Annotated in this window: 24 protein-coding genes; 16 read left to right on the top strand and 8 right to left on the bottom strand. The window is 53.3% G+C overall.

Annotated elements, in window-relative coordinates:
• The first annotated feature begins 6 nt into the window (after positions 1-6).
• The 4 genes from betB (at position 7) to RJ38_RS16160 (ending at position 4289) form a co-directional block, all read left to right on the top strand.
• Complete coding sequence (betB, locus tag RJ38_RS16175) at positions 7-1470, top strand: betaine-aldehyde dehydrogenase (protein ID WP_039019914.1); 1464 nt, start codon at positions 7-9, stop codon at positions 1468-1470.
• 67 nt (positions 1471-1537) lie between these two features.
• The gene (gene betA / locus RJ38_RS16170; RefSeq protein WP_039019913.1) at positions 1538-3196 is read left to right on the top strand and encodes a choline dehydrogenase; all 1659 of its coding nucleotides are present in this window, start codon (positions 1538-1540) and stop codon (positions 3194-3196) included.
• 125 nt (positions 3197-3321) lie between these two features.
• Positions 3322-3558 (top strand): HP1242/YdcH family protein, encoded by a 237-nt coding sequence (locus RJ38_RS16165; RefSeq protein ID WP_039019912.1) that lies wholly within the window; start codon positions 3322-3324, stop codon positions 3556-3558.
• Positions 3559-3728: 170 nt separating this feature from the next.
• Positions 3729-4289, top strand: coding sequence for a hypothetical protein (locus tag RJ38_RS16160; RefSeq protein ID WP_039019911.1), 561 nt, complete (start codon positions 3729-3731; stop codon positions 4287-4289).
• 19 nt (positions 4290-4308) lie between these two features.
• On the opposite strand, the gene RJ38_RS16155 is transcribed toward RJ38_RS16160, so the two are convergent.
• Genes RJ38_RS16155 through RJ38_RS16140 form a run of 4 tightly spaced genes read right to left on the bottom strand, consistent with a single transcriptional unit; the run spans position 4309 to position 8307 of the window.
• Complete coding sequence (locus tag RJ38_RS16155; protein WP_039019910.1) at positions 4309-4752, bottom strand: SRPBCC family protein; 444 nt, start codon at positions 4750-4752, stop codon at positions 4309-4311.
• A gap of 18 nt (positions 4753-4770) precedes the next feature.
• Positions 4771-5598, bottom strand: a complete 828-nt coding sequence (locus RJ38_RS16150; protein WP_039019909.1) for an alpha/beta hydrolase — start codon at positions 5596-5598, stop codon at positions 4771-4773.
• Between the two features lies 1 nt (position 5599).
• Entirely contained in the window at positions 5600-7021 is a 1422-nt protein-coding gene (locus tag RJ38_RS16145; protein ID WP_039019908.1) for a helix-turn-helix domain-containing protein, read from the bottom strand.
• 53 nt (positions 7022-7074) lie between these two features.
• The gene (locus RJ38_RS16140) at positions 7075-8307 is read right to left on the bottom strand and encodes a multidrug effflux MFS transporter (protein WP_052245490.1); all 1233 of its coding nucleotides are present in this window, start codon (positions 8305-8307) and stop codon (positions 7075-7077) included.
• Between the two features lie 327 nt (positions 8308-8634).
• On the opposite strand from RJ38_RS16140, the gene RJ38_RS16135 reads away from it, so the two are divergent.
• The 10 genes from RJ38_RS16135 to RJ38_RS16095 all read left to right on the top strand — a co-directional run bounded on the left by RJ38_RS16135 (position 8635) and on the right by RJ38_RS16095 (position 15055).
• Complete coding sequence (locus tag RJ38_RS16135; protein WP_039019907.1) at positions 8635-10167, top strand: acyl-CoA carboxylase subunit beta; 1533 nt, start codon at positions 8635-8637, stop codon at positions 10165-10167.
• A 4-nt stretch (positions 10168-10171) separates the two neighbouring features.
• Entirely contained in the window at positions 10172-10378 is a 207-nt protein-coding gene (locus RJ38_RS16130; RefSeq protein ID WP_039019906.1) for a hypothetical protein, read from the top strand.
• Positions 10368-10607, top strand: a complete 240-nt coding sequence (locus RJ38_RS16125; protein WP_156121910.1) for a cupin domain-containing protein — start codon at positions 10368-10370, stop codon at positions 10605-10607. Before RJ38_RS16130 ends, RJ38_RS16125 begins: the two co-directional genes overlap by 11 nt.
• A complete protein-coding gene (locus RJ38_RS16120; protein WP_039019904.1) occupies positions 10604-11059 on the top strand; it encodes a DUF6497 family protein in 456 nt (151 codons plus the stop codon). The genes RJ38_RS16125 and RJ38_RS16120 overlap by 4 nt, the downstream gene beginning before the upstream one ends.
• 205 nt (positions 11060-11264) lie before the next feature.
• Positions 11265-11396 (top strand): hypothetical protein, encoded by a 132-nt coding sequence (locus RJ38_RS19410; protein WP_272945949.1) that lies wholly within the window; start codon positions 11265-11267, stop codon positions 11394-11396.
• Between the two features lie 159 nt (positions 11397-11555).
• Positions 11556-11879, top strand: coding sequence for a hypothetical protein (locus RJ38_RS18985; protein ID WP_156121909.1), 324 nt, complete (start codon positions 11556-11558; stop codon positions 11877-11879).
• Positions 11880-11988: 109 nt separating this feature from the next.
• Positions 11989-12345, top strand: coding sequence for a hypothetical protein (locus RJ38_RS16110; RefSeq protein WP_039019902.1), 357 nt, complete (start codon positions 11989-11991; stop codon positions 12343-12345).
• Between the two features lie 127 nt (positions 12346-12472).
• On the top strand, positions 12473-12673 hold the full coding sequence (locus tag RJ38_RS16105) for a hypothetical protein (RefSeq protein ID WP_039019901.1): 201 nt from the start codon (positions 12473-12475) through the stop codon (positions 12671-12673).
• A gap of 172 nt (positions 12674-12845) precedes the next feature.
• On the top strand, positions 12846-14846 hold the full coding sequence (locus RJ38_RS16100; protein ID WP_039019900.1) for an acetyl-CoA carboxylase biotin carboxylase subunit: 2001 nt from the start codon (positions 12846-12848) through the stop codon (positions 14844-14846).
• Positions 14843-15055 (top strand): hypothetical protein, encoded by a 213-nt coding sequence (locus tag RJ38_RS16095; RefSeq protein ID WP_039019899.1) that lies wholly within the window; start codon positions 14843-14845, stop codon positions 15053-15055. The genes RJ38_RS16100 and RJ38_RS16095 overlap by 4 nt, the downstream gene beginning before the upstream one ends.
• Positions 15056-15080: 25 nt before the next feature.
• On the opposite strand, the gene RJ38_RS16090 is transcribed toward RJ38_RS16095, so the two are convergent.
• Complete coding sequence (locus RJ38_RS16090) at positions 15081-15548, bottom strand: DUF4174 domain-containing protein (protein ID WP_039019898.1); 468 nt, start codon at positions 15546-15548, stop codon at positions 15081-15083.
• Positions 15549-15654: 106 nt separating this feature from the next.
• Here RJ38_RS16090 and RJ38_RS16085 point away from each other — a divergent pair, with 106 nt between their 5' ends.
• Together RJ38_RS16085 and scpA are read left to right on the top strand one after the other, a co-directional pair.
• Positions 15655-16716 carry a hypothetical protein gene (locus RJ38_RS16085; protein ID WP_039019897.1) on the top strand — a complete coding sequence of 354 codons (1062 nt, stop codon included), beginning with the start codon at positions 15655-15657 and terminating at the stop codon, positions 16714-16716.
• Positions 16664-18805 carry a methylmalonyl-CoA mutase gene (scpA, locus tag RJ38_RS16080; protein ID WP_052245489.1) on the top strand — a complete coding sequence of 714 codons (2142 nt, stop codon included), beginning with the start codon at positions 16664-16666 and terminating at the stop codon, positions 18803-18805. Before RJ38_RS16085 ends, scpA begins: the two co-directional genes overlap by 53 nt.
• 87 nt (positions 18806-18892) lie before the next feature.
• On the opposite strand, the gene RJ38_RS16075 is transcribed toward scpA, so the two are convergent.
• From RJ38_RS16075 to RJ38_RS16065, 3 genes are read right to left on the bottom strand one after another with little or no spacing between them, the layout of a single operon-like run.
• Complete coding sequence (locus RJ38_RS16075) at positions 18893-19903, bottom strand: ABC transporter substrate-binding protein (protein ID WP_039019896.1); 1011 nt, start codon at positions 19901-19903, stop codon at positions 18893-18895.
• Positions 19882-21258, bottom strand: a complete 1377-nt coding sequence (locus RJ38_RS16070; RefSeq protein ID WP_039019895.1) for a sensor histidine kinase — start codon at positions 21256-21258, stop codon at positions 19882-19884. The genes RJ38_RS16075 and RJ38_RS16070 overlap by 22 nt, the downstream gene beginning before the upstream one ends.
• Positions 21248-21916 carry a response regulator transcription factor gene (locus RJ38_RS16065; RefSeq protein WP_039019894.1) on the bottom strand — a complete coding sequence of 223 codons (669 nt, stop codon included), beginning with the start codon at positions 21914-21916 and terminating at the stop codon, positions 21248-21250. The genes RJ38_RS16070 and RJ38_RS16065 overlap by 11 nt, the downstream gene beginning before the upstream one ends.
• Positions 21917-21967: the final 51 nt, after the last annotated feature.

Raw genomic sequence — 21967 nt, 5'->3', positions numbered from 1 at the left:
TAAAACATGACACATCCCACAACACCAAAAGCCAGCCACTTCATTGATGGCGAATACGTCGAAGACACCGCAGGCGCTGAGATCCCCGTGATCTACCCCGCCACGGGCGAGGTCATCGCGACGGTCTATGCCGCGACGCCTGCAATCGTTGATAAAGCGTTGCAATCCGCCAAAGACGCGCAAAAAGCATGGGCCGCCATGTCTGGCACAGAACGCGGTCGCGTATTGCGTCGTGCCGCCGATATCATGCGTGAACGCAACCATGAATTGTCGATTTTGGAAACCTACGACACCGGCAAACCCTATCAAGAAACCAGCGTTGTTGACGCGACCTCTGGTGCGGACGCTTTGGAATATTTCGGTGGTTTGGCCGGGTCTTTGACCGGTGAACATATCCCTCTTGGCGGCGGTGATTTCGCCTACACCATCCGCGAAGCGCTTGGCGTTTGTGTGGGTATTGGGGCTTGGAACTATCCAACGCAAATCGCCTGTTGGAAAGGCGCACCTGCGCTTGCTTGTGGCAACACCATCGTGTTCAAACCGTCTGAGTTCACCCCGCTTTGCGCCCTTCAAGTCGCTGAAATCATGATGGAAGCTGGCGCGCCTAAGGGCGTTTATAACGTTGTGCAAGGTTACGGCGCCGTGGGTGCAAGCCTTGTCACCGATCCACGTGTTGCGAAGGTTTCCCTGACGGGTTCTGTACCAACCGGTAAGAAAGTTTACGCGGCTGCGGCGGCTGAAATGAAGCACGTCACGATGGAACTTGGCGGCAAATCTCCGCTGATCATCTTTGATGATGCCGACCTTGAGAACGCCGTGTCTGGCGCGATTTTGGCGAACTTCTATTCCACCGGTCAGGTCTGTTCCAACGGCACGCGTGTGTTTGTGCAAAAGGGCATCAAAGAAGCGTTTCTTGCGCGCCTGTCCGAGCGTCTGGAAGCGGGTGTGAAGATGGGTGACCCGATGGATCCGGAAGTGAACTTTGGCCCGATGGTGAATGAAAACCAGCTGAACATCGTCAAGAAATACGTCGCCCTTGGTCTTGAGGAAGGTGCACGTTTGGTCACCGGCGGAACCTATCCGGAAAAGGATGGTTTCTGGGTCGATCCCGTGGTTTTTGCGGATGTAAAAGACGACATGGCGATCGCACGCGAAGAAATCTTCGGTCCCGTGATGTCTGTTCTTGATTTCGACGATGAAGACGAAGCTTTGGCGCGTGCGAATGACACAGAATTCGGTCTTGCCGCAGGTGTGTTCACCGCCGATTTGACACGTGGTCACCGCATTGCGGCCGGGTTTGAGGCCGGTACATGTTTCATCAATACCTATAATCTTGCCCCGGTTGAAGCCCCCTTCGGTGGCTCTAAGGCGTCTGGTGTTGGACGTGAAAATTCGAAACTGGCAATCAACCATTATTCAGAAATGAAGATGGTTTACGTCAGCATGAACGATGTCGAAGCGCCGTTTTAAACCGCGCACTCTCCCCTCCCTTACGGGCGGGGCCCGTTCGGGCCCGCCCATTGACTGAGTGATGAAAATGGAAGCTGATTTTGTAATTGTTGGTGCTGGCTCTGCGGGTTGTGCGATGGCGTATCGTCTCGCGAAAAGCGGGGCCTCTGTCATGGTGATTGAATACGGTGGCACCGATGCTGGGCCGTTCATTCAGATGCCTGCGGCGCTGTCCTATCCGATGAATATGTCGATGTATGACTGGGGGTTTCAGTCGGAACCTGAGCCCAATCTAGACAACCGTCAACTGGCCACGCCGCGCGGTAAAGTTATCGGTGGGTCGAGTTCCATCAATGGCATGGTTTACGTGCGCGGTCATGCGCATGACTTTGATACCTGGGCTGAAATGGGGGCTGCTGGTTGGTCTTATGCTGATGTGCTTCCGTATTATAAGCGTATGGAAACATGGCACGAAAGCGGCCAGGGTGGTGACGCTGAATGGCGCGGCAAAGATGGCCCGTTGCATGTGTCCCGTGGTCCGCGCAACAACCCGTTGCATGCGGCTTTTGTGAAAGCGGGCAAGCAGGCCGGCTATGAAACCACAGATGATTACAACGGTCAAAAACAAGAAGGCTTTGGCCCGATGGAGCAGACCGTTTGGAAAGGGCGTCGCTGGTCTGCGGCGAATGCCTATCTGCGGCCCGCGCAGGAAACCGGAAACTGTGAAATCGTCAAAGGCATGGCAGAAAAAATCATCATTGAAGATGGGCGCGCGACCGGCGTGCAGATCATGCAGGGCCGTAAGTCGATGACTGTGAAGGCGCGTCGCGAAGTGATCATTTCGGCGAGTTCTATCAACTCGCCCAAGCTGTTGATGTTGTCGGGCATTGGTCCGGCTGATCATCTGAAAGAACACGGGATTGAAGTGATCGCAGATCGCCCAGGTGTGGGGAAAAACCTGCAAGATCACCTTGAGGTGTATTTTCAGTTTGCCGCGAAGAAACCAATCACGCTGTTCACCTATTGGACATTGTTCTGGAAGGGTCTGATCGGGGCGCAGTGGCTGTTTACTAAGAAAGGCCTAGGGGCATCGAACCAGTTTGAATCCGCAGCCTTTATTCGGTCGCGCAAGGGGCTGACCTACCCAGATATTCAGTATCATTTCTTGCCGATCGCTGTGCGTTATGATGGTCAAGCGGCAGCGGAAGGCCATGGTTTCCAAGCCCATGTTGGCCCCATGCGCAGCCCATCTCGTGGTGAAATCACGTTGAAATCTGCGGATCCTAAAGAACCACCGCGCATTTTCTTTAACTACATGTCGCAGGAACAGGATTGGGTCGACTTCCGTCAATGTCTGCGCCTGACCCGTGAAGTGTTTCAGCAGGATGCAATGAAGCATCACGTCAAACACGAAATTCAGCCAGGCAGCGATCAGGTCACCGATGAACAGCTGGATGATTTTATTCGTGAACATGCGGAAAGCGCCTATCACCCCTGTGGCACCTGTAAGATGGGCGCGGCGGATGATCCGATGTCTGTGGTTGATCCCGAAGGCCGGGTGATCGGCGTTGATGGGCTGCGTGTTGCAGACAGTTCAATCTTCCCGCAGATCACCAACGGCAACTTGAACGGGCCGTCAATCATGGTGGGTGAAAAAATGTCGGACCACATCTTGGGGCTGGATCCTTTGGCGCCCTCCAATGACGAACCCTGGATCCATCCGGATTGGGAAAACAGCCAACGTTAAAATGCAAAAACGGGCCTTCGGGTCCGTTTTATTTTGTCTGGGGGCAAATGTTTGATCCGCATCAAAGAAGAAATTCAGACGCGCTTTATCTTTAGAATCAACTGAGGAAAACAGGAGAGCAAACAATGTCCCATACACCACATGAGCTGGCGGAAGAGTTTCCCGAATACGTCGAAAAGATGGGCGAACTGAAGCAGGGCAATGCGCATTTTGCCAAGCTTGCGGACGAATACCATGATCTCAACCGCGCGGTGCACCGTGCAGAGACCGACATTGAGCCAACCGATGATCTGCATATGGCCGAGCTGCGCAAACAGCGTTTGGCCCTGAAGGACGAAATTTGGGGTCTGATCAGCGCATAATTGCGCCTTAAAGAACAGGCGGGCCACTGCATTTTATCTCCCCGGATGTGCGCAGTGACTTGCCTCGTAACACCGACGTCTGGCGAGGCGCCGGTGTTTTTATTTTGTCGCGGATGTTATTTCTGCACGGGGAAATTTCTGCCATACTGTAACAAAAAGGGGAGAGAGCTATGAGCGATTTTATCGAGACCTTGATCACACAGGCAAAAGAAGCTGCGACGTCTGAAAAGCCCACACAGGCGATCCGGGCGCTGTTGCAAAAATTGGTCTCTGAGCCCGCAGCTTTGGCTGATGCGTTCGACTTGGATGAAGAAACCATGCTGTATGAAGACGAAAACTTGTCGCTTTGGTACACTCAGTTCACGCCTGACACAGCGGTTCCCCCGCATGAACACAAAGTTAATGCCCATATTGCGGTTTTCGAAGGCGCGCAGTGTAACTTTTTGCTGAAAACCGGTGGGGATCAGTTGGAGATCGCCAAGGCGAAACGTGTTTCCGCTGGCGAGGTTTTGTCACTGGGTCCTGACGGTGTGCATGCGGTGATCGCCGCAGATGATGCGATCGCACGGGGAATCCATATTTACCAAGGTGAGCTTAGCACCATTCAGCGGTCTTTGTTTGACTGGGAAACGGGCGATGCATTTGCGCTGAATGAAGCGAATTACGATGCAAATGAACGCACATCCACAGATCTACCGGACAGGTTCAAATCGGCCTTGGCAAAGGTGTGATGGCTGCCATCAAAGTGATCTAACTTTCCTCAACCGCGTCTTTAAAGTTCTCAAAGAACTGATCTGACATCTTGCGGGCAAACCCGCCGACCAGTCGGTTCCCGAGTTGCGCCAGCTTGCCGCCAACTTTCGCGGTGACATCATAGGTTAGTGCTGTGCCGTCCTCATGGTCCGCCAGGCTGACCTTCGCAACGCCAGATGCGAATCCCGCAACGCCGCCTTTGCCTTCGCCAGTGATCACATAACTTTCCGGGGCGTTGATCTCTGACAGCTCCACCGCGCCTTTGAAGGTCGCGCGAACGGGGCCGACTTTGGCTTTCACCGTGGCGGAAAACCCATCTTCGGGTGACCCTTCCAGTTCTTCACAGCCAGGGATGGACGCGCGCAACGTATCTGCAGAATTAAGATGCGCCCAGACCACATCACGGGGGGCAGCAATTACGATGGTGTCATTCAGTTCCATGCGGGTATCCTTTGAGCGTTATTCGCCAGAAATTAAAACCTGAGCGTTCATGAGGAATTGGTCAAGCTTTTCCACGACAAATGGACGCCAAGTATCGTCATGGCCGCCGCCCGGTATTTCAATAAAGATCTTATTGGGGCTTGCCCCCGCTGCAAACACGGACTGCCCCATGTCGAAGGGAATAACCCGATCATCGGTACCATGGATCACCAGAAGGGGTGTTTCGATATTGTGAACGCGCTCTTCTGTGGGGAAGCGATTTTTCAACGCAAACATGAGTGGACGGAATTGCGGAAAACTGCGACGGACCATGTGAGGGATCGCAGTGAAGGGGGCCTCCAGTACAAGCCCGGAAAGCTGAGGGTCATCCTGCAATTCAGCGGCAAGAGCCGTGCCAACTGCACCTCCGATACTTTCCCCGTAGATCATGATACTTTGGTTTTGCGCGCCGGTCAGCGTGCCGATTTGATCGTAGATCTCGCGCGCATCACTTGAAATATTGCGTTCAACAGCTTTGCCGCCGCTGCCCGATGATCCGCGATAGGACATGGCGACCAGGCCGTAACCCTGATCGATAAACCACCTAAACCGCCATGCCCGACCTGCAAGGTTTCCGGCGTTGCCATGGAAATACAGCACCGTCGGTTTGCCCGGGGCAGGTGGTGCCGCCCAAGTGACGATCTTGGTCCCATCTTGCATGGTTAACAGGTGCTCAGTTGCGTCCACGCCGGCTTGTTGTGGCGTGACATGTGCTGGATCAAGTGGCCAGATCATGCTGCGTTCAAAACGCCCAAGGCCGAAATATGCGATAAGCCCAAGGGCCGAGATTGTTAGAATGCTTTTCATATTAACGTATCACTTTGTAAGGCAGAACGCCGCGCCGATCTGGATCGACTGACAGTTGACGTTCAAGGGGGGGGACAGACCGTTGATGGCATCGTTCACGTTCGCAAATCCGGCACGAGATCCCGATGGGTTCAAATGGACCTTGACCTAAATCCATGTCATCTGCGTAAATCAGCGCATCCGCGTGTTTGACTTCGCAACCCAGACCAATGGCATATCTTCGGGTTGGGGCGGTAAAGCTGCCCCCGCTTTTTGACACATCGCGCGCAAGGCAAAGATAGCGCACCCCGTCGGGTGTCTCTGCCAGTTGCCGCAGAAAACGTCCTGGGGTTTCAAAGGCTTGGTGCACGTTCCACAGCGGGCAAGCCCCGCCATAGCGGGCAAATTGCAACAGAGTCGCAGAATGGCGTTTGGTGATCGTGCCAGCTTGATCCACACGCACAAAGAAGAACGGCACGCCTTTGGCGCCCTTGCGTTGCAGGGTGGATAGGCGATGGGCCACCTGTTCGATTGAAGCACTAAACAAATCCGCAAGGCGTTCCAAATCGTGGCGTGTGTCTTGGGTTGCTTGGCGAAAGGCCACATAGGGCATCAACGCGGCCCCGGCAAAGTAATTCGCCAGCCCCATTTTCGCGATGGATCGCGACGCATCCGACTGAAAGCGGGCGAGATCAAGGGTTGCTTCCAAAAGGTCATTCTGGGTCAGCAAGGCAATTTGCAACAAGGCCTGGAAACGGCGAGTTTCAGGGGCTGCGCGGCGTGAGATTGTCAGGCATCGCGTCGCCGGATCATATTGGCGCAGGGGCGCATCATCTGACAAAACAAGATCAATACCCAATCGGATCAGCGTGTCATGTATCAGGGCGTCAATGTTCTGGCCGTGCCCCTTTGGCATGGCAAAATGTTCAGCCGCGCGGTCAATCGCATCAACGTAATTGTCGCAATAATGAAAGAAGTCACGCACCTCTTCCCAAGGGCTTGTGGTCGCGCCAGTGCTTTGCCCGCCAAGGGCTTCATCCAGGGCCGCAAGCCGCTCCTGGCTTTGGCGATAAGCGCCATGCAAGTTCAAGAAAGCACGGGCCAATGCGGGGGCGTTTGATGCAGCAAGGCGCAGATCGGCCAAAGGCACACCGACCTCATGCAGGGCGTCGTTGCCGTCGGAAAATACCGGGTCCGCCAGGGCTTCACGCATGTCGCTAACCATACGTTCACCATCACCCGTGGACAGTTCTGTCACGTCATAACCAAATTCGCGCGCCAAGGCCAAAACCACGCCGGTCGACACAGGCCGGTTGTTGTTTTCCATCTGGTTCAGGTAGGGCAGCGACACAGACAGCTTTTCCGCAAACATTTTTTGCGTCAGGCCAAGGCCCGTGCGGATTTCACGTAGTTTTGCGCCTGCGTATAGTTTTTGAATCGCCATGGCTGGTCTCGCTTTGCAAGTTTGCTGGCACACTTATGGCATTTGCAAACTTCCTATTGCAAGGTTGCCAATTTGGCATCGCGACGTGCCACCAAAAGGATGACAACGCCCGCAGCCGCCGTGACCAAGAACATCATCCACAAAAGCGGGGTTGCACCGGTGTCATGTGTCAGCAAGCTGCCCGCCAGGGCCGATAGGGCGGCCCCCCCAGCCAGCATGATGGAACCGGACAGGCCTGACGCAGATCCGGCCAAATGCGGGCGCACGGATAAAGCCCCGGCAGTGGCATTGGGAATGACCATACCATTGCCCAGACCTACAAAGATCATGAAGCCAAAGAACGTGTGTTCGCTGCCATATCCTGTGACGAAAATCAGCAGGGACACGCCTGTGCCAAGCGCACCAAGGCAGGTGCCTGTTGCGATCATGCGCGTGATGCCGATGCGCACGGAATAGCGTCCCGAAATATAGTTCCCGGCCATATATCCAATCGCAGGCGCACCAAAGAAGAACCCCAGTTTGATTTTACTCATGTGGAACAGTTCTTCACCAACAAAGGTGGCCCCGCCGAGATAGGAAAAGAAGGCACCTGCAGTCAGGGCCGAGCAAGTGGCGTATCCCCAGAACCTTGGTGACATCAGCAATTCGGGCATATCCTGCACTTGACGCCTGAACCCGCCCTCGCGGCGCACGGCGGTTTCGCCTTGGTCTTTCCAGCAAATGATTAAAAGCGCGACCCCGGTCAAAGCCATGACCCAAAAGCTTGCCTGCCATCCCCAAAGCGTGTCCAGGATCCCACCAACGCCTGGTGCGATCATTGGGATCACTGCCATGCCCATGGTCACATATCCCATCATTGACGCGGCTTCGCTGGCGGGCACCATATCGCGGATGATGGCGCGGGACAGGACCATCGCTGTCACGATCACCGCTTGCGCCATGCGAAAGCACAGAAATACCGTTGCATTGGGCGCAAAGATACAGCCCAGAGACATCAGGATGAACAATACGATGGCCGTCAGCACCACTGGGCGGCGGCCAAACCGATCAGAGATCGGCCCAACAATCAGTTGCATCACCGCATTCATTCCCAGGTACAGGGCGACAGACAGCTGCATGACCCGATAGTCCACATCGAAATAATCCGCCATGCCTTGAAGCGAGGGCAGAAAAATATTCATCGTCAGCGTCGAGACGCCTACCATCAAGATGAGGGTCGATATGTGAGGCGGTGTGGTTTTGTCGAGGTATCGGATGACCGGACGGGAATGTGCTGTTGTTGACATTGTCAATTGATGAGCTGATTGCGCGGGAGAGTCCAGTGCGTAGTAGTACGGTAAGCGCCGTGCCTGTTGATTTGATTGTAAATACCCTTCACACAGGCTTTCCAATTTGTTCCTAACTGGTTCGCCAATGAACCCGACGTTCGATGCCGTTTTCCGCATTGATGTGGGGAATTTATTTGCAGATATTCAATTTACGATATTAATGAGCGGCTGTATTTGCAAATATTCTCATTTTCCCTTCCTTAACCTCCCGTTTATCCGTTAACTTAGCCCGAACTGCAGATACCCGCATGTGATCGATGCGGCAGCAACACCGGGAGCCCCGACATGAAAGACATTCTTCAGGAACTTGAAAGCCGTCGCGAAGAGGCCCGTCAGGGCGGAGGCGCGCGTCGGATTGAAAGTCAGCACAAAAAGGGCAAGCTCACCGCGCGTGAACGCATTGACCTGCTGCTGGATGAAGACAGTTTTGAAGAGTTCGACATGTTCGTTGCCCACCGTTGCACTGACTTTGGCATGGAAAAAGACCGTCCGGCTGGCGACGGTGTTGTCACGGGATGGGGCACGATTAACGGGCGCATGGTTTATGTGTTTTCACAAGACTTCACTGTCTTTGGTGGGTCGCTGTCTGAAACCCATGCGCAGAAGATCTGCAAAATCATGGATATGGCGATGCAAAACGGCGCGCCTGTGATTGGGATCAACGATTCTGGCGGTGCGCGTATCCAAGAAGGTGTTGCGTCGCTTGCGGGGTATGCGGAAGTGTTCCAGCGCAATGTGATGGCGTCAGGCGTTGTACCGCAAATCTCGCTGATCATGGGGCCTTGTGCTGGTGGCGCGGTTTATTCGCCTGCGATGACCGACTTTATCTTCATGGTTAAAGACAGCTCTTACATGTTTGTGACCGGCCCTGATGTTGTGAAAACCGTGACCAATGAAGTGGTTACAGCGGAAGAACTGGGTGGTGCATCCACCCATACGAAGAAATCATCTGTTGCGGATGGTGCGTTTGAAAATGACGTTGAGGCCCTCGCAGAGGTGCGCCGCTTGGTCGATTTTCTGCCATTGAACAACCGTCAGAAACCGCCTGTGCGCCCGTTCTTTGATGACCCAGCACGATTGGATGAAAGCCTGGATACGTTGATCCCGGACAATCCAAACGCGCCCTATGACATGAAGGAATTGATCCATAAGCTGGCCGATGAAGGCGACTTTTATGAGATCCAAGAAGATTTCGCCAAGAATATTCTGACCGGTTTCATTCGTCTTGAAGGCGGCACCGTGGGTGTGGTTGCAAATCAGCCTACCGTATTGGCGGGTTGTTTGGACATCGACAGTTCCCGCAAGGCGGCGCGCTTTGTGCGTTTCTGTGATGCGTTCGAAATTCCGATCCTGACGCTTGTGGATGTGCCTGGCTTTTTGCCGGGAACCTCGCAGGAATATGGTGGCGTGATCAAACACGGCGCGAAACTGTTGTTTGCTTATGGCGAAGCGACGGTGCCAAAAGTGACCGTGATCACGCGCAAAGCTTATGGCGGTGCTTATGACGTTATGTCGTCCAAACATCTGCGCGGTGATTTCAACTACGCTTGGCCAACTGCGGAAATCGCGGTGATGGGGGCCAAAGGTGCAACCGAGATCATCCACCGTGCCGATCTGGGGGACGCAGAGAAAATCGCGCAACACACCGCCGACTATGAAAACCGCTTCGCCAACCCATTCGTGGCGGCTGAAAAGGGCTTCATTGATGAGGTAATCACGCCCCAATCCACCCGCAAACGCGTGGCTCGTGCCTTTGCGTCTCTGCGCGGCAAAAGCCTGCAGAACCCGTGGAAAAAACACGACAACATTCCGCTTTGATCTGATGGCAGAAACTATTGACTTTGATGAGCTGACTTTCGGACCAGGGGCGTTGCCTCTGGCTTTCCTGGATTTCTTTGAAATCAAGGGGGCAGAAGATTTGCGTGAAGTCATGTTGGCGGTGTTTCGTTCTCCGCTTGGAGAGGCGTTGCAGGCAAGAGAAGCAACCACTTGGCAAACCGCGATGCCGCAACGCATCGATGTCAGTTGAGGGAAATTTAGTGACCTGCATTTACAGCAATCCAGCTTTTATCATCTGTCACGCGGTTTTTGTGCCGTTTGAAAAGGTGTGGCTGGGGGCATTTTTTGAATGTCGACAGCTGGGATTTCGTCATCGTTTTGTGAAGAAATCAGATGATATCGAGTTGCTAGAGTTTGTTTCACCTGCTGAATTTGCGACGACCAGGGAAAGCATGCCAGAACATGGTGTTGCGCAATGAAACGTTGGTTGGTCATAGCGGTTCTTCTTGCGGTTCTTTTGATGGTGTCATTTCGTCTGACGCTGGAATTGATTCGCCCTGAAGGCGGGGATTTGGCCAAAGGCACGGAAATCGCCGTACCTTCTGGGATGGTGGTGTGGTTTTTGGAACGCTCAACTGCAGTGAATGGTGATGCGGGGCAATCCGGGGAAGCTCTGTCAACGAGGTTTCGTTTCGTTGCGCCGAATATGGAAAAAGATACCGTCAACCTTGAGGTGATTGAGGGCGACATGTTGCATCTGTGCTTGGTGGGCAAATCCATCCTGTCGTCTGAAAACACCACTGAGATTGCACAAATAATAGTCAATCTTGAGAATCAAGAGACCCAAATCGGGTCTGTTGATCCTGGGGTGGCGAAATACTTTAGCGCTTATCGCCTTGAGGGCGATGACTGCGTGCCGGAGCTGTTCTGATGTGTCCTGTTATTGACATTCGGGCGCTTTGTGACGCCCAAACTGTGGGAAATCCATCGCAGATCGTGCAGAAACACGCCGAATGCGAATTGAGTGTGTTTTCGAATGGCGAAAAATATGCCAAGTGTCATTCAGGCGTTAACTTTTCGGGTTACCGTTTTTTGAATATTGGGAAATACCCCAAACCACTTAACAGGAGATTACCATGTCCCGTACTGCAAAAGCTCTTATCGCTCTTAGCCTCGTTGCCTTCGTATCTGCATGTGCAGCTCAGCAAGAAGAGCCAACACCATATGTTGCGCCAGTTGTTTCTGAGCCAGTATCTAACAAAATGTAATATCGTCTGGGGGCAGAATTTATCTGCCCCCGACACCCCCCCAAGCAACTTAGGGGCGCTCCTCCTGTTGTTTTCTGACCGTGCCGTACGTTTGTATGACGGGTTCAATTCTTTGGTCTATAGTCTGTGGACAACACACCAATATTTACGGAGCAAATTATGTTTAAATCAACTATTGCAACAGGCCTTTGTTTCGGACTGGTTCTTGCTTTGGGGGCGTGTTCCCAGCAAGAAGAACAAATACGCATTCAGTCCGAACCGATCTTCAATAAATTCGGTGCAGTTGTCGGCTGTTCCGATGGGTCAACTCCAAGTCATGACGGTGATGCCATCAGTGATGGGGGTGTTGATCAGATCAATCCTTGCGTATTGCCAGATGAAGTCTCCGAAGAGTGCACTGCAGGAAGTTACCGGCCACATCCGTTATCTCCGTGCATGGAGTATGACCGGGATGACAGCGATACGGGCGGCGGCGTGCATTAACCCGTCACAAATCGGGATTACCGATGGATTATGCACATCTGGCCTTTTTTACTGGGGTCAGATGTGAAACAGCTTTTCCCGCAACCTTTAAACAGTGGGAACAGCTAAAATGCTAAAACACCGTGGCTTCCCGGGCCGACTTCCGGGCACAGATTATCAGTTTATCATTCGCCGTCCGAACAAGGGTGGGGTCACCCCCCTGACCGAACGCGAACGTTATGCGGACCGTCGCCCACCTGACCGTCGCGCGGATGCGGGGTTTATAAAGGCCATTATCCAGCATTTTGGTATGGAACCTTTTGAACGCGGCAACCTAGATGCTGGACGTTTGTCATGGCATTTTGGTCGCGAAATCATTGCGGCTGAAGATCCCTTTGATCCGGCAAGTTATGATGCGCTTTTGGTGGTGAACGAAAAATTGGCGCGTGCGAATTTCCCAGATGCCTTTGAGGTGGACGACGAATGAGCGTGTTTATGCCCTCTTTTACGCGGTTTTCTGCCGTTTGCGATGCGATCAAGGCGCGGGCTTTTTGCCGTGCGGCATTCGCGGTAGAAATGGGTCACAACCCGGATCAACTAGGAAGGCAGGACATATGCCATTCAAATATATCGCAGCAGCAGTCTTCACAGTTACACTTTTGTCAGGATGCCTTGACAACGACCTTGAACGCGGAGCCGCAGGGGCTGCCGTTGGCGCGGTCGTTGCAAAAAGCACAGGCGGTGACCTTCTCACGGGGGCAGCAATCGGCGGTGCGGCTGGCGCGCTCTGCGACGACGTTAACATCTGTAACTAATAGAGTTTCACAGGTTGGCGGGCTTTGGGCGCGTCTAACAACACTGACAATAATGATGAAACCGGGACATGCGCAGGCGTGTTCCGGTTTTTGCGTTTCTACTTGATCCGGGCCATGGCCTTCACCTTAACCGCTGCCATCTGGCGCATGAATTAAACGACAAGGACAGAAGATGTTTAAAAAGATCCTCATTGCAAACCGGGGCGAAATTGCCTGCCGCGTTATCAAATCTGCCCGTGCCATGGGGATCAAAACAGTGGCGATCTATTCAGATGCGGACCGCAATGCATTGCATGTGAAAATGGCGGATGAAGCCGTGCACATTGGCCCGCCTCCTGCGAACCAGTCCTATATCGTGATCGACAAAGTTATGGATGCAATCCGCCAAACCGGCGCTGAAGCTGTGCATCCAGGCTATGGGTTCCTGTCTGAGAATTCGAAATTCGCTGAGGCCTTGGCTGCGGAAGGCGTTGCCTTTGTTGGCCCGCCTGTGGGTGCGATTGAAAAGATGGGCGATAAGATCACGTCCAAAAAGATCGCGCAAGAAGCAGGTGTTTCCACAGTTCCTGGCTATATGGGACTGATCGAGGACGCCGATGAGGCGGTCAAGATTTCCAACGAGGTTGGTTACCCCGTGATGTTGAAAGCTTCTGCCGGTGGTGGTGGTAAAGGTATGCGCATCGCTTGGAATGACGAGGAGGCCCGCGAAGGGTTTCAGTCATCTAAGAACGAGGCGAAAAACAGCTTTGGTGATGACCGGATCTTTATCGAAAAATTCGTGACACAACCACGTCACATCGAAATTCAGGTGCTGTGTGACAGTCACGGGAACGGGATTTATTTGGGCGAACGCGAATGTTCGATCCAACGCCGTCAGCAAAAAGTGATTGAAGAAGCACCATCACCTTTCTTGGATGAAGAAACCCGCAAACGCATGGGCGATCAGGCCGTCGCATTGGCGCAGGCCGTTGATTATGCCTCTGCTGGTACTGTGGAATTCATCGTCGATGGCGATAAGAATTTCTACTTCCTTGAGATGAACACACGCCTGCAGGTGGAACATCCGGTGACCGAGATGATCACCGGTGTTGATTTGGTTGAACAGATGATCCGGGTGGCCAATGGCGAAGAGCTGACGATCAAACAGGAAGATGTGAAACTGAACGGCTGGGCGATTGAAAGCCGTCTCTATGCCGAAGACCCTTATCGTGGGTTCCTGCCCTCAATTGGTCGTTTGGTGAAATACCGTCCCCCGGAAGAACTCGTGCAGGCAGATGAAGTTGTGCGCAATGACACTGGCGTCTTTGAAGGCGGCGAGATCAGCATGTATTACGACCCGATGATCGCAAAGCTGTGCACATGGGGCCCGGATCGTGCGACGGCGATTGAACATATGCGCAACGCTTTGGATGGGTTTGAACTCGAAGGGATCGGGCACAATTTGCCGTTCCTATCTGCCGTGATGGATCACCCGAAATTCACCTCGGGCGAGATGACGACCGCTTTCATCGAGGAAGAATATCCCGACGGGTTTGAAGGGGTCGAATTGGACCGCGACGCCATTCAGCGCATCGCAGCCTCTGCCGCGGCGATGCATCGTGTTGCTGAAATTCGCCGCACGCGCGTGTCTGGCCGGATGAGCAACCATGAACGCAAAGTTGGCGCAGAATGGGTTGTGAACATCCAAGGCGAAGACATCCCAGTTGAGATCGAAGCAGATCACGATGGATCGACTGTGCATTTCGATGATGGGCGCACGCATCGTGTGGCATCGGATTGGACACCGGGTGACAGTCTTGCGCGTCTGAACGTCGATGGCAGCCCTCTGGTTCTAAAGGTCGAAAAGATCACGCAAGGTTTCCGTATTCGGTCGCGTGGGGCAGATTTGATCGTGCGTGTGCGCAGCCCACGTCAAGCCGAATTGGCGGCGTTGATGCCTGAAAAAGTCGCACCGGATACGTCCCGTTTGCTTCTGTGTCCAATGCCTGGTCTGATCGTGAATGTTGCGGTGGCCGTTGGAGATGAAGTGCAAGAAGGCCAAACACTTTGCACTGTGGAAGCCATGAAAATGGAGAACATCCTGCGTGCTGAGAAGAAAGCCGTTGTCAGCAAAGTCAACGCGGCTGCGGGTGATAGCCTTGCGGTTGACGATGTGATCCTCGAGTTCGAATGAGTCAAACCCGCTTCATAATCGGCTTTGCCCTTGCATCCCTGGCCCTCGCGGCTGGGGGCTTGGCTGTGGTGCTGATACTTGAATTCGGGAAAATTCCTAAATCGCCCATTTGGAACGGGCTTGCAGCGGTGACCGCTTTAGTCGCTGCGTGGCTGGCAGCATGTGTGCATGCGCGAGATTGTGCTGCCATGGAAGGTTCCGGGCTATGACGCAGAACATGCCGTTCCCCAAAAGTTACTCTGATGTGCGTCGGTCGCGAACTTCTTGCTGGCGCAGGGGGATTTTGTCGATGGATCGGCTGATTTCGCGCACACCCCAAGCAAAGGGTTTGCGCAGACGGATCACACCATCTTTCCCGATCAACACCATCATAAACCCACGCGGACGCAGATCTTGGCGCAGCTCAGTCATACCCGCCGGATCCGTGTCTGTGATCACCACCACATCCCGATCAAGCAATGCTTCGGCACCGGCTTCCAGTTTTGTGATCTGGTCGGTGAAACGTGGATCAAGTGGGCTGTCAGCAAAAACCACAATCAAGCGAGACCGCCAGAGTAATGGGTCGCTGGTCGTGGTTGATGCGTCCAATACCGTCAAGGTAGGGGCAGCGTCCTGGGCTTGTGTCGGCAAGACGTGCAAGGCAGAAATCCCCGCCAATAATATCCCGGCAAAACCTGAAAAATATGAGTGTATTCGTTTCATCACGTGCTCCCTCTACTCAGAGATATACCATTCTGATCCGATTGCGAGTGGATACACGGCGTTTTTTGGGATTCTTCGAACGATTAATCCTTCTGAAACGGCTTCCATGCCATCTTTGGCCAAAGGGCGTGGTGGTCCAGAAAAAACGATTGCTCTGGGGCAATTGGGTGATCTAGGCCGTGTTGATATGGTGGGGGTACAGTCGGTGGAATTGGTTCTTTGTGTGGGTGCGCACCGCACCGCAACGACAAGCTTTCATAATTTTCTCATTCAAAATCTGAATGCATTACGCGCTGAAAAACTTGCCTTTGTAGGTACCAATGATACACGCGCCGGGCTTTTCACGGGTATGATGTGTCATCCCGATTTCAGCACCAGCGAACAAGATCGTCGGGTTCATAGGGCCTGCGGTTTGACGCGCTTGATGTTGGCTGAAAAGCAACGCGACGGATTTGAACAGATCTTGCTGTCTGAGCCGAATTTGTTGGGCAATATCGCGGAAAATGTGACGACGGGGTATCTATACCCTCATGCCAAGGCACGTTTGATGCGGGCGCGGAATGGGTTTATCCCCAATCTGAAGCGTATCACACTGTCGATCCGCAGTTATGACACATGGTGGGCATCGCAGTTGGCTGTATCTGTTGCCGCGGGCCATAGTTTGCCCAGCGAAGCAACCTTGGATCGCTTGATCACGCAACCCAGACGTTGGAAAACGTTGATTGAAGACATCAAAGCGGTTTTTCCAGGTGCTGAGATTATGGTGTTGCCATACGAACGCGTCTCGACGCAGCCAGAACGGGTTTTGGCCTTGTTGACGGGGGTTTGCATACCCGACGGTATAAGGGCCGCAAGGGAAGTGCACGCAATGGCACCGACACAAAAATATTTGCGCGATGTCGTGAAAGATCGGGGCGAGACCCCGCAAAATTCAAAAATATTCGATGACGGAATGGGCAGTTGGATGCCTTTTCCAACCTGGCATTCGGAGGCTCTTAAAGAAGCCTATGCCGAAGATCTAGCGTGGCTTCGTGAACAGGACGGGTCAGGCTTAACATTTATTGACGACCACGAGCATGCGCTCGGCTGGGACGAAGACCTGAGAGGACAAGATTATGGTTTCAAAGAAGAATACTCCGCTGCCAGAGGCGTGGGCACAACGGGCTGAACAAGAAATGCGCGGCCGTCCGGTTGAGGATCTGACTTGGAAAACCTTAGAGGGGATCGATGTTAAGCCGTATTATGACGCTTCGGATTTGGAGGGTGTTGATCACCTGGGCACGACGGCTGGGCACGCGCCTTTCACCCGTGGTGTGAAATCCACCATGTATGCGGGGCGCCCATGGACCATCCGCCAATACGCGGGCTTTTCAACCGCCGAAGAAAGCAACGCTTTCTATCGCAAGGCGCTTGCTGCAGGTCAACAGGGCGTGTCGGTGGCCTTCGATTTGGCGACTCACCGAGGTTATGACAGTGATCATGAGCGGGTTGTTGGTGATGTTGGTAAGGCGGGTGTAGCGATCGATTCCGTTGAGGATATGAAGATCCTGTTCGATGGTATCCCGTTGGATAAAGTCTCTGTTTCCATGACGATGAACGGTGCCGTGATCCCGATCTTGGCAAGCTTTATTGTGACGGGCCAGGAGCAAGGTCACGATAAATCCCTGCTCGCGGGCACCATTCAGAATGACATTCTAAAAGAATTCATGGTGCGCAATACTTATATCTATCCGCCTGAACCAAGCATGCGGATTATCTCTGACATCATTGAATATACGTCAAATGAGATGCCAAAATTCAACTCGATCTCGATTTCCGGCTATCACATGCAAGAAGCCGGTGCGAACCTTGTGCAGGAACTTGCCTATACGCTGGCGGATGGTCGTGAATATGTGCGCGCGGCGATCAATGCGGGCATGGACGTGGATAAATTCGCAGGCCGCTTGTCCTTTTTCTTTGCCATCGGCATGAACTTCTTCATGGAAGCCGCGAAGCTGCGCGCCGCCCGCCTGCTTTGGCATCGTGTGATGGAAGAATTCGAACCAAAGCTCGAAAAATCATCCATGTTGCGGACCCATTGTCAAACCTCTGGCGTGTCTTTGCAGGAACAAGATCCTTACAATAATGTCGTGCGCACAGCCTATGAGGCCATGGCGGCAGCGCTGGGCGGGACGCAATCCCTGCACACCAATGCATTGGACGAAGCCATCGCACTGCCGACAGATTTCTCGGCGCGGATTGCGCGCAACACGCAGCTGATCTTGCAAGAAGAAACCGGCATCACCAATGTGGTCGATCCGCTGGCGGGCTCTTACTATGTGGAAAGCCTGACCTCTGAACTGGCGGATAAGGCTTGGGCCTTGATGGAAGAGGTCGAAGAAATGGGCGGCATGACCAAGGCCGTGGCCTCTGGCATGCCGAAGCTGCGGATTGAAGAAAGCGCTGCGCGCCGTCAGGCGAATATCGACCGTGGTGACGAAGTGATTGTGGGCGTGAATAAATATCGCCTCGATAAAGAAGATGCGATTGATATCCTGGATGTGGACAATGTTGCCGTGCGCGTAGCACAGGTCGCGCGTCTGGCGAACATCCGCGAAACGCGCGATGTCGCGGCGGTCGAAGGCGCCCTTGCGGCGCTTGAGGTCGGCGCGTCTTCTGGCAAAGGAAATCTGTTGGAACTGGCCGTGGAAGCGGCGCGCGCGCGTGCAACAGTGGGCGAAATCAGCACAGCAATGGAAAAGGCGTTTGGACGCCACCGCGCGGAGGTCAAGACATTGGCAGGTGTATATGGCGCGGCCTATGAAGGTGATGAGGGCTTTGCGAACATTCAAAAATCAGTTGAGGCATTCGCCAGCGAGGAAGGCCGTCGCCCCCGTATGCTGGTCGTGAAAATGGGCCAGGATGGTCATGATCGCGGCGCAAAAGTCATCGCAACGGCCTTTGCTGACATCGGCTTTGATGTCGACGTTGGCCCGCTGTTCCAGACCCCGGAAGAAGCCGCACAAGACGCGATCGACAACGATGTGCATATTGTTGGGATCAGTTCGCAGGCGGCGGGCCACAAAACCTTGGCACCCAAGTTGATCGACGCTTTGAAAGAACAGGGCGCGGAAGATATCATCGTGATTTGTGGCGGGGTGATCCCACAGCAAGATTATGATTATCTGTATAATGCGGGGGTCAAAGCAATCTTTGGTCCCGGCACGAACATCCCCGATGCGGCTGAAGATATTCTCAAAATCCTACGCGAGGCGTAAGCGTCAGATCGTTTATCCCCGTTGATGCAGCAGTGACAGATTATTGTTACTGCTGCATTAATGGTTTGGGGGGGCTAGATTTCAACGCTACCTGATCTGGATAACCGCATCTTGCCATTCCGCCAGGAACCGACGGCGTTTAAGCCTGTCTAGAAATGTCATTAATGCAGGTTCCAATGCGATTGTTGCCCATTCAACATCATTGATCTGAGGGGCCAAAGGGGGGAGAGGAAAGGCGTTTCTACCTCCTGAGTATTGCAGCGAAATTATATGTTGGATAAAGGCCGTCGCGGCTTCGGGGCGACGCGTTTTGGCCGAGACCATGGCAGTGCGCATCATGGTTGTTGGAAAATCCGATGGGAATATAACTTCAATGACATCCTCACTTTCGATACGTGCGTTGGCATAGCTGCCCAAAACATTATAGGCGACCGCGATGGTTCCATCTGACAGGTCGTTAATCATTTCTCCCGAACAGCAATATAACCGCAGATCCAAGGCTCCCATAACTTCCATCAAGCGCCAGTAGGTTTCCGATGATCGTGCGTCTTGCGTGGCAAATAAATACCCAAGACCTGACTTGCGTACGTCGTAGGTTCCAACGCGGCCGCGAAACACATCGGGTCTTGCGCGCATAGCTTCGATCAATTCTTGGCGGGTCCTTGGAATAGGGTGGCCGGCGAAAGCTGCACGATTGATCACGATGGCGGCAGGTTCCGACGTAAAAGCGAACAGGCTTTGTCGCCATTGGGCCCAGCTTGGGTGCGAGATATCCGGCAATTGGCGCGCCAAGCCATCGTTCGCAGCTTTGAATTGCAAATCCATAGCGCTGGAAATGACCACATCAAATGCTTCTGGGTTTGCTCTGAATATGCGGTCTGTGTCTGCCGTTCCTGCCACCAAATATTCAACAGCGGTGTCGGGAAATTGCGCAACATAACGTTCAATGATCGGGGCAAACAGCGATGTGTCCGTGCTGGAAATAATCCTTAAGGGTTGACCGGATGCGCCACCATTGAACAATCGCTGATCTTCCCAGGTTTGTGCCGCAATGGACTGGGGCAATGCCCATAAGATTAAAGCAACAATAAAGCGCATGCTCCGCCCTTTTCTTGGTTTGATAACTGAAGGTTGCCGCCATGTGCCGTGGCCACATCCATCGCAATTGTAAGACCTAAGCCGGACCCGATCGTGCCTTCGGAGTTCGATCCGCGTTTGAAGCGTGTGGGCAGGGCTCCGACTTCATCCTTGGGGAACCCTTTGCCGTTATCGCACACTGAGATCTTCGGTCTCGGGTCGCCTGAAACATGAATGGTCACGACCCCATCTGCGGGCGAGTATTTCAACGCATTGTCGATCAAGTTTCGCACGGCATTTTGGATAAGAATTGGGTCGCCGGAATAATGCACCGCACCTTCACTTTTCAGCTGAAGTGTCAGGTCTTTCATCTCGGCAATTGGCGTTAGCCGCAGCACAAGTTCATCGACCAATCCAACAAGATCGATATCTTGGCGTTCCAGATGGTCTGCCCGGAACGTGATCATCGCGTGATCCAAAAGTTGGCCCGCCGCCCTTGAGCTTTCGTCAATTGCGCGCATCATGGCCCGCATGGCGTCTCGGTTTTCTTTCTTGTCTACGCGTTGCAAAGTGGCTTCGGCGTAAGATCGCACAGTCGCGAGCGGCGTGCGCACACGATGGGCGGCTTCGGCGATGAAATCTTCAGATTGACTGAGCGAATGGTCTAGGCGCGCCATCAACGAATTCAAAGATCTGACCAAGGGCAACATTTCCAACGGAACGGGCTTTTTGAATGGGCTTAAATCTTGCGGACCCCGGCGGGTCACTGAATGTGTCAGACGTTTCAATTGCCCGATGGTCGTAGAGGTTGCCCAGAACGACAGCAGGGCCGCCAGCGCGAAAAAGCCCGTGCCAAAAATCGCCGCATTGCGTGAAATCTGTGCCAATGTTCCCGACAATGCATCCTGAGTTTGCGCCAATGCGATACGAACCTGCATGCGCCCATCTTGCCCAATCATGGTGCGGCTTGCTGTGACGACACGCATATCTTGGCCTTGGTGGCGGATGGTTTGGAAACGATTGTCCCGATCCCCGATGGGGGCCGCAATTGGGGCAATGGCAAGTTCGGGGTAACCGGATAAAAACGTATCATTTTGGTAAATGGCGTAGAAAACCCGGTCATCCATGGGCGTCGTCAGCATTGAGAACGACGCATAGGGGATGTCAACTTCAACGGCCCCGTTCCATACCACGGCTGCATCCAAGATCGAGGTCGCAGAGGCGCCAAGAATGGTGTCTTGGGTGTGTTGCGCAATTTGTGCGGCGTAATTCCGGATTGCAAAAAACAGCAGTAAAGCAAGGGTTGCGGCACCGCCAATTAGCGCCAACATCAAGCGATTTCTGAGAGACCGAGAACCGTGTAAATCAACCTTCATAATCAAGCCGATATCCCATGCCCCGCAGGGTCGTGATCTTCAAATCCGAAGGGATAAGATGTTTACGCAAACGCCCGATATAGACCTCAATTGCGTTTTCCGACGCGTCCTCATCGTATGAAAATAGGCGATCTGCCAGTTTCTGCTTTGAGAAAACCTGGCGCGGGGCGTTGATTAAAACCTCAAAAAGACGCAATTCGCGATTGCGTAGATTTACGTTTTCACCGCGTACGGACAGCACACCTGCGACGGGGTCAAAAACGATGCCCCCGGTTTCAAATATGGTTTGGGATTTGCCGGCCTTTCGCCGCAATACTGCCCTGCAGCGGGCCTCGAGTTCGGCGTGATCGAAGGGTTTCGTAACATAGTCATCCGCCCCAAGATCAAGAGATCCGATTCGATCTGACACCTGGCTTCGGGCGGTCAGAATGATGACCGGCGTGTCCAAATTTCCGGCCCGGTGTTTTTTTAAAAACACGCGCCCATCCCCGTCAGGCAGCATGATATCCAGCAGGATTAAATCGTATTCCCCCGTCTCAACAAAGGCTGTTGCGTCTTCTAAATTTTCAGCGTGTTCAATGACATGGCCATCAATCCGCATGCGCGAGGCAATCGCATGGGCCAATTCTCGATTGTCTTCGATGAGTAAAAATTTCATGGCGTTGCCTCCCCGTTTGGGCGTGAAATTTGTCGCGTATTTTTGTCGCGC

The sequence above is a fragment of the Halocynthiibacter namhaensis genome, from assembly GCF_000812685.1.
Classification (GTDB): domain Bacteria; phylum Pseudomonadota; class Alphaproteobacteria; order Rhodobacterales; family Rhodobacteraceae; genus Halocynthiibacter; species Halocynthiibacter namhaensis.
Note: the sequence above shows the minus strand (reverse complement) of the source record. Positions and strands in the feature narration are given on the sequence as shown.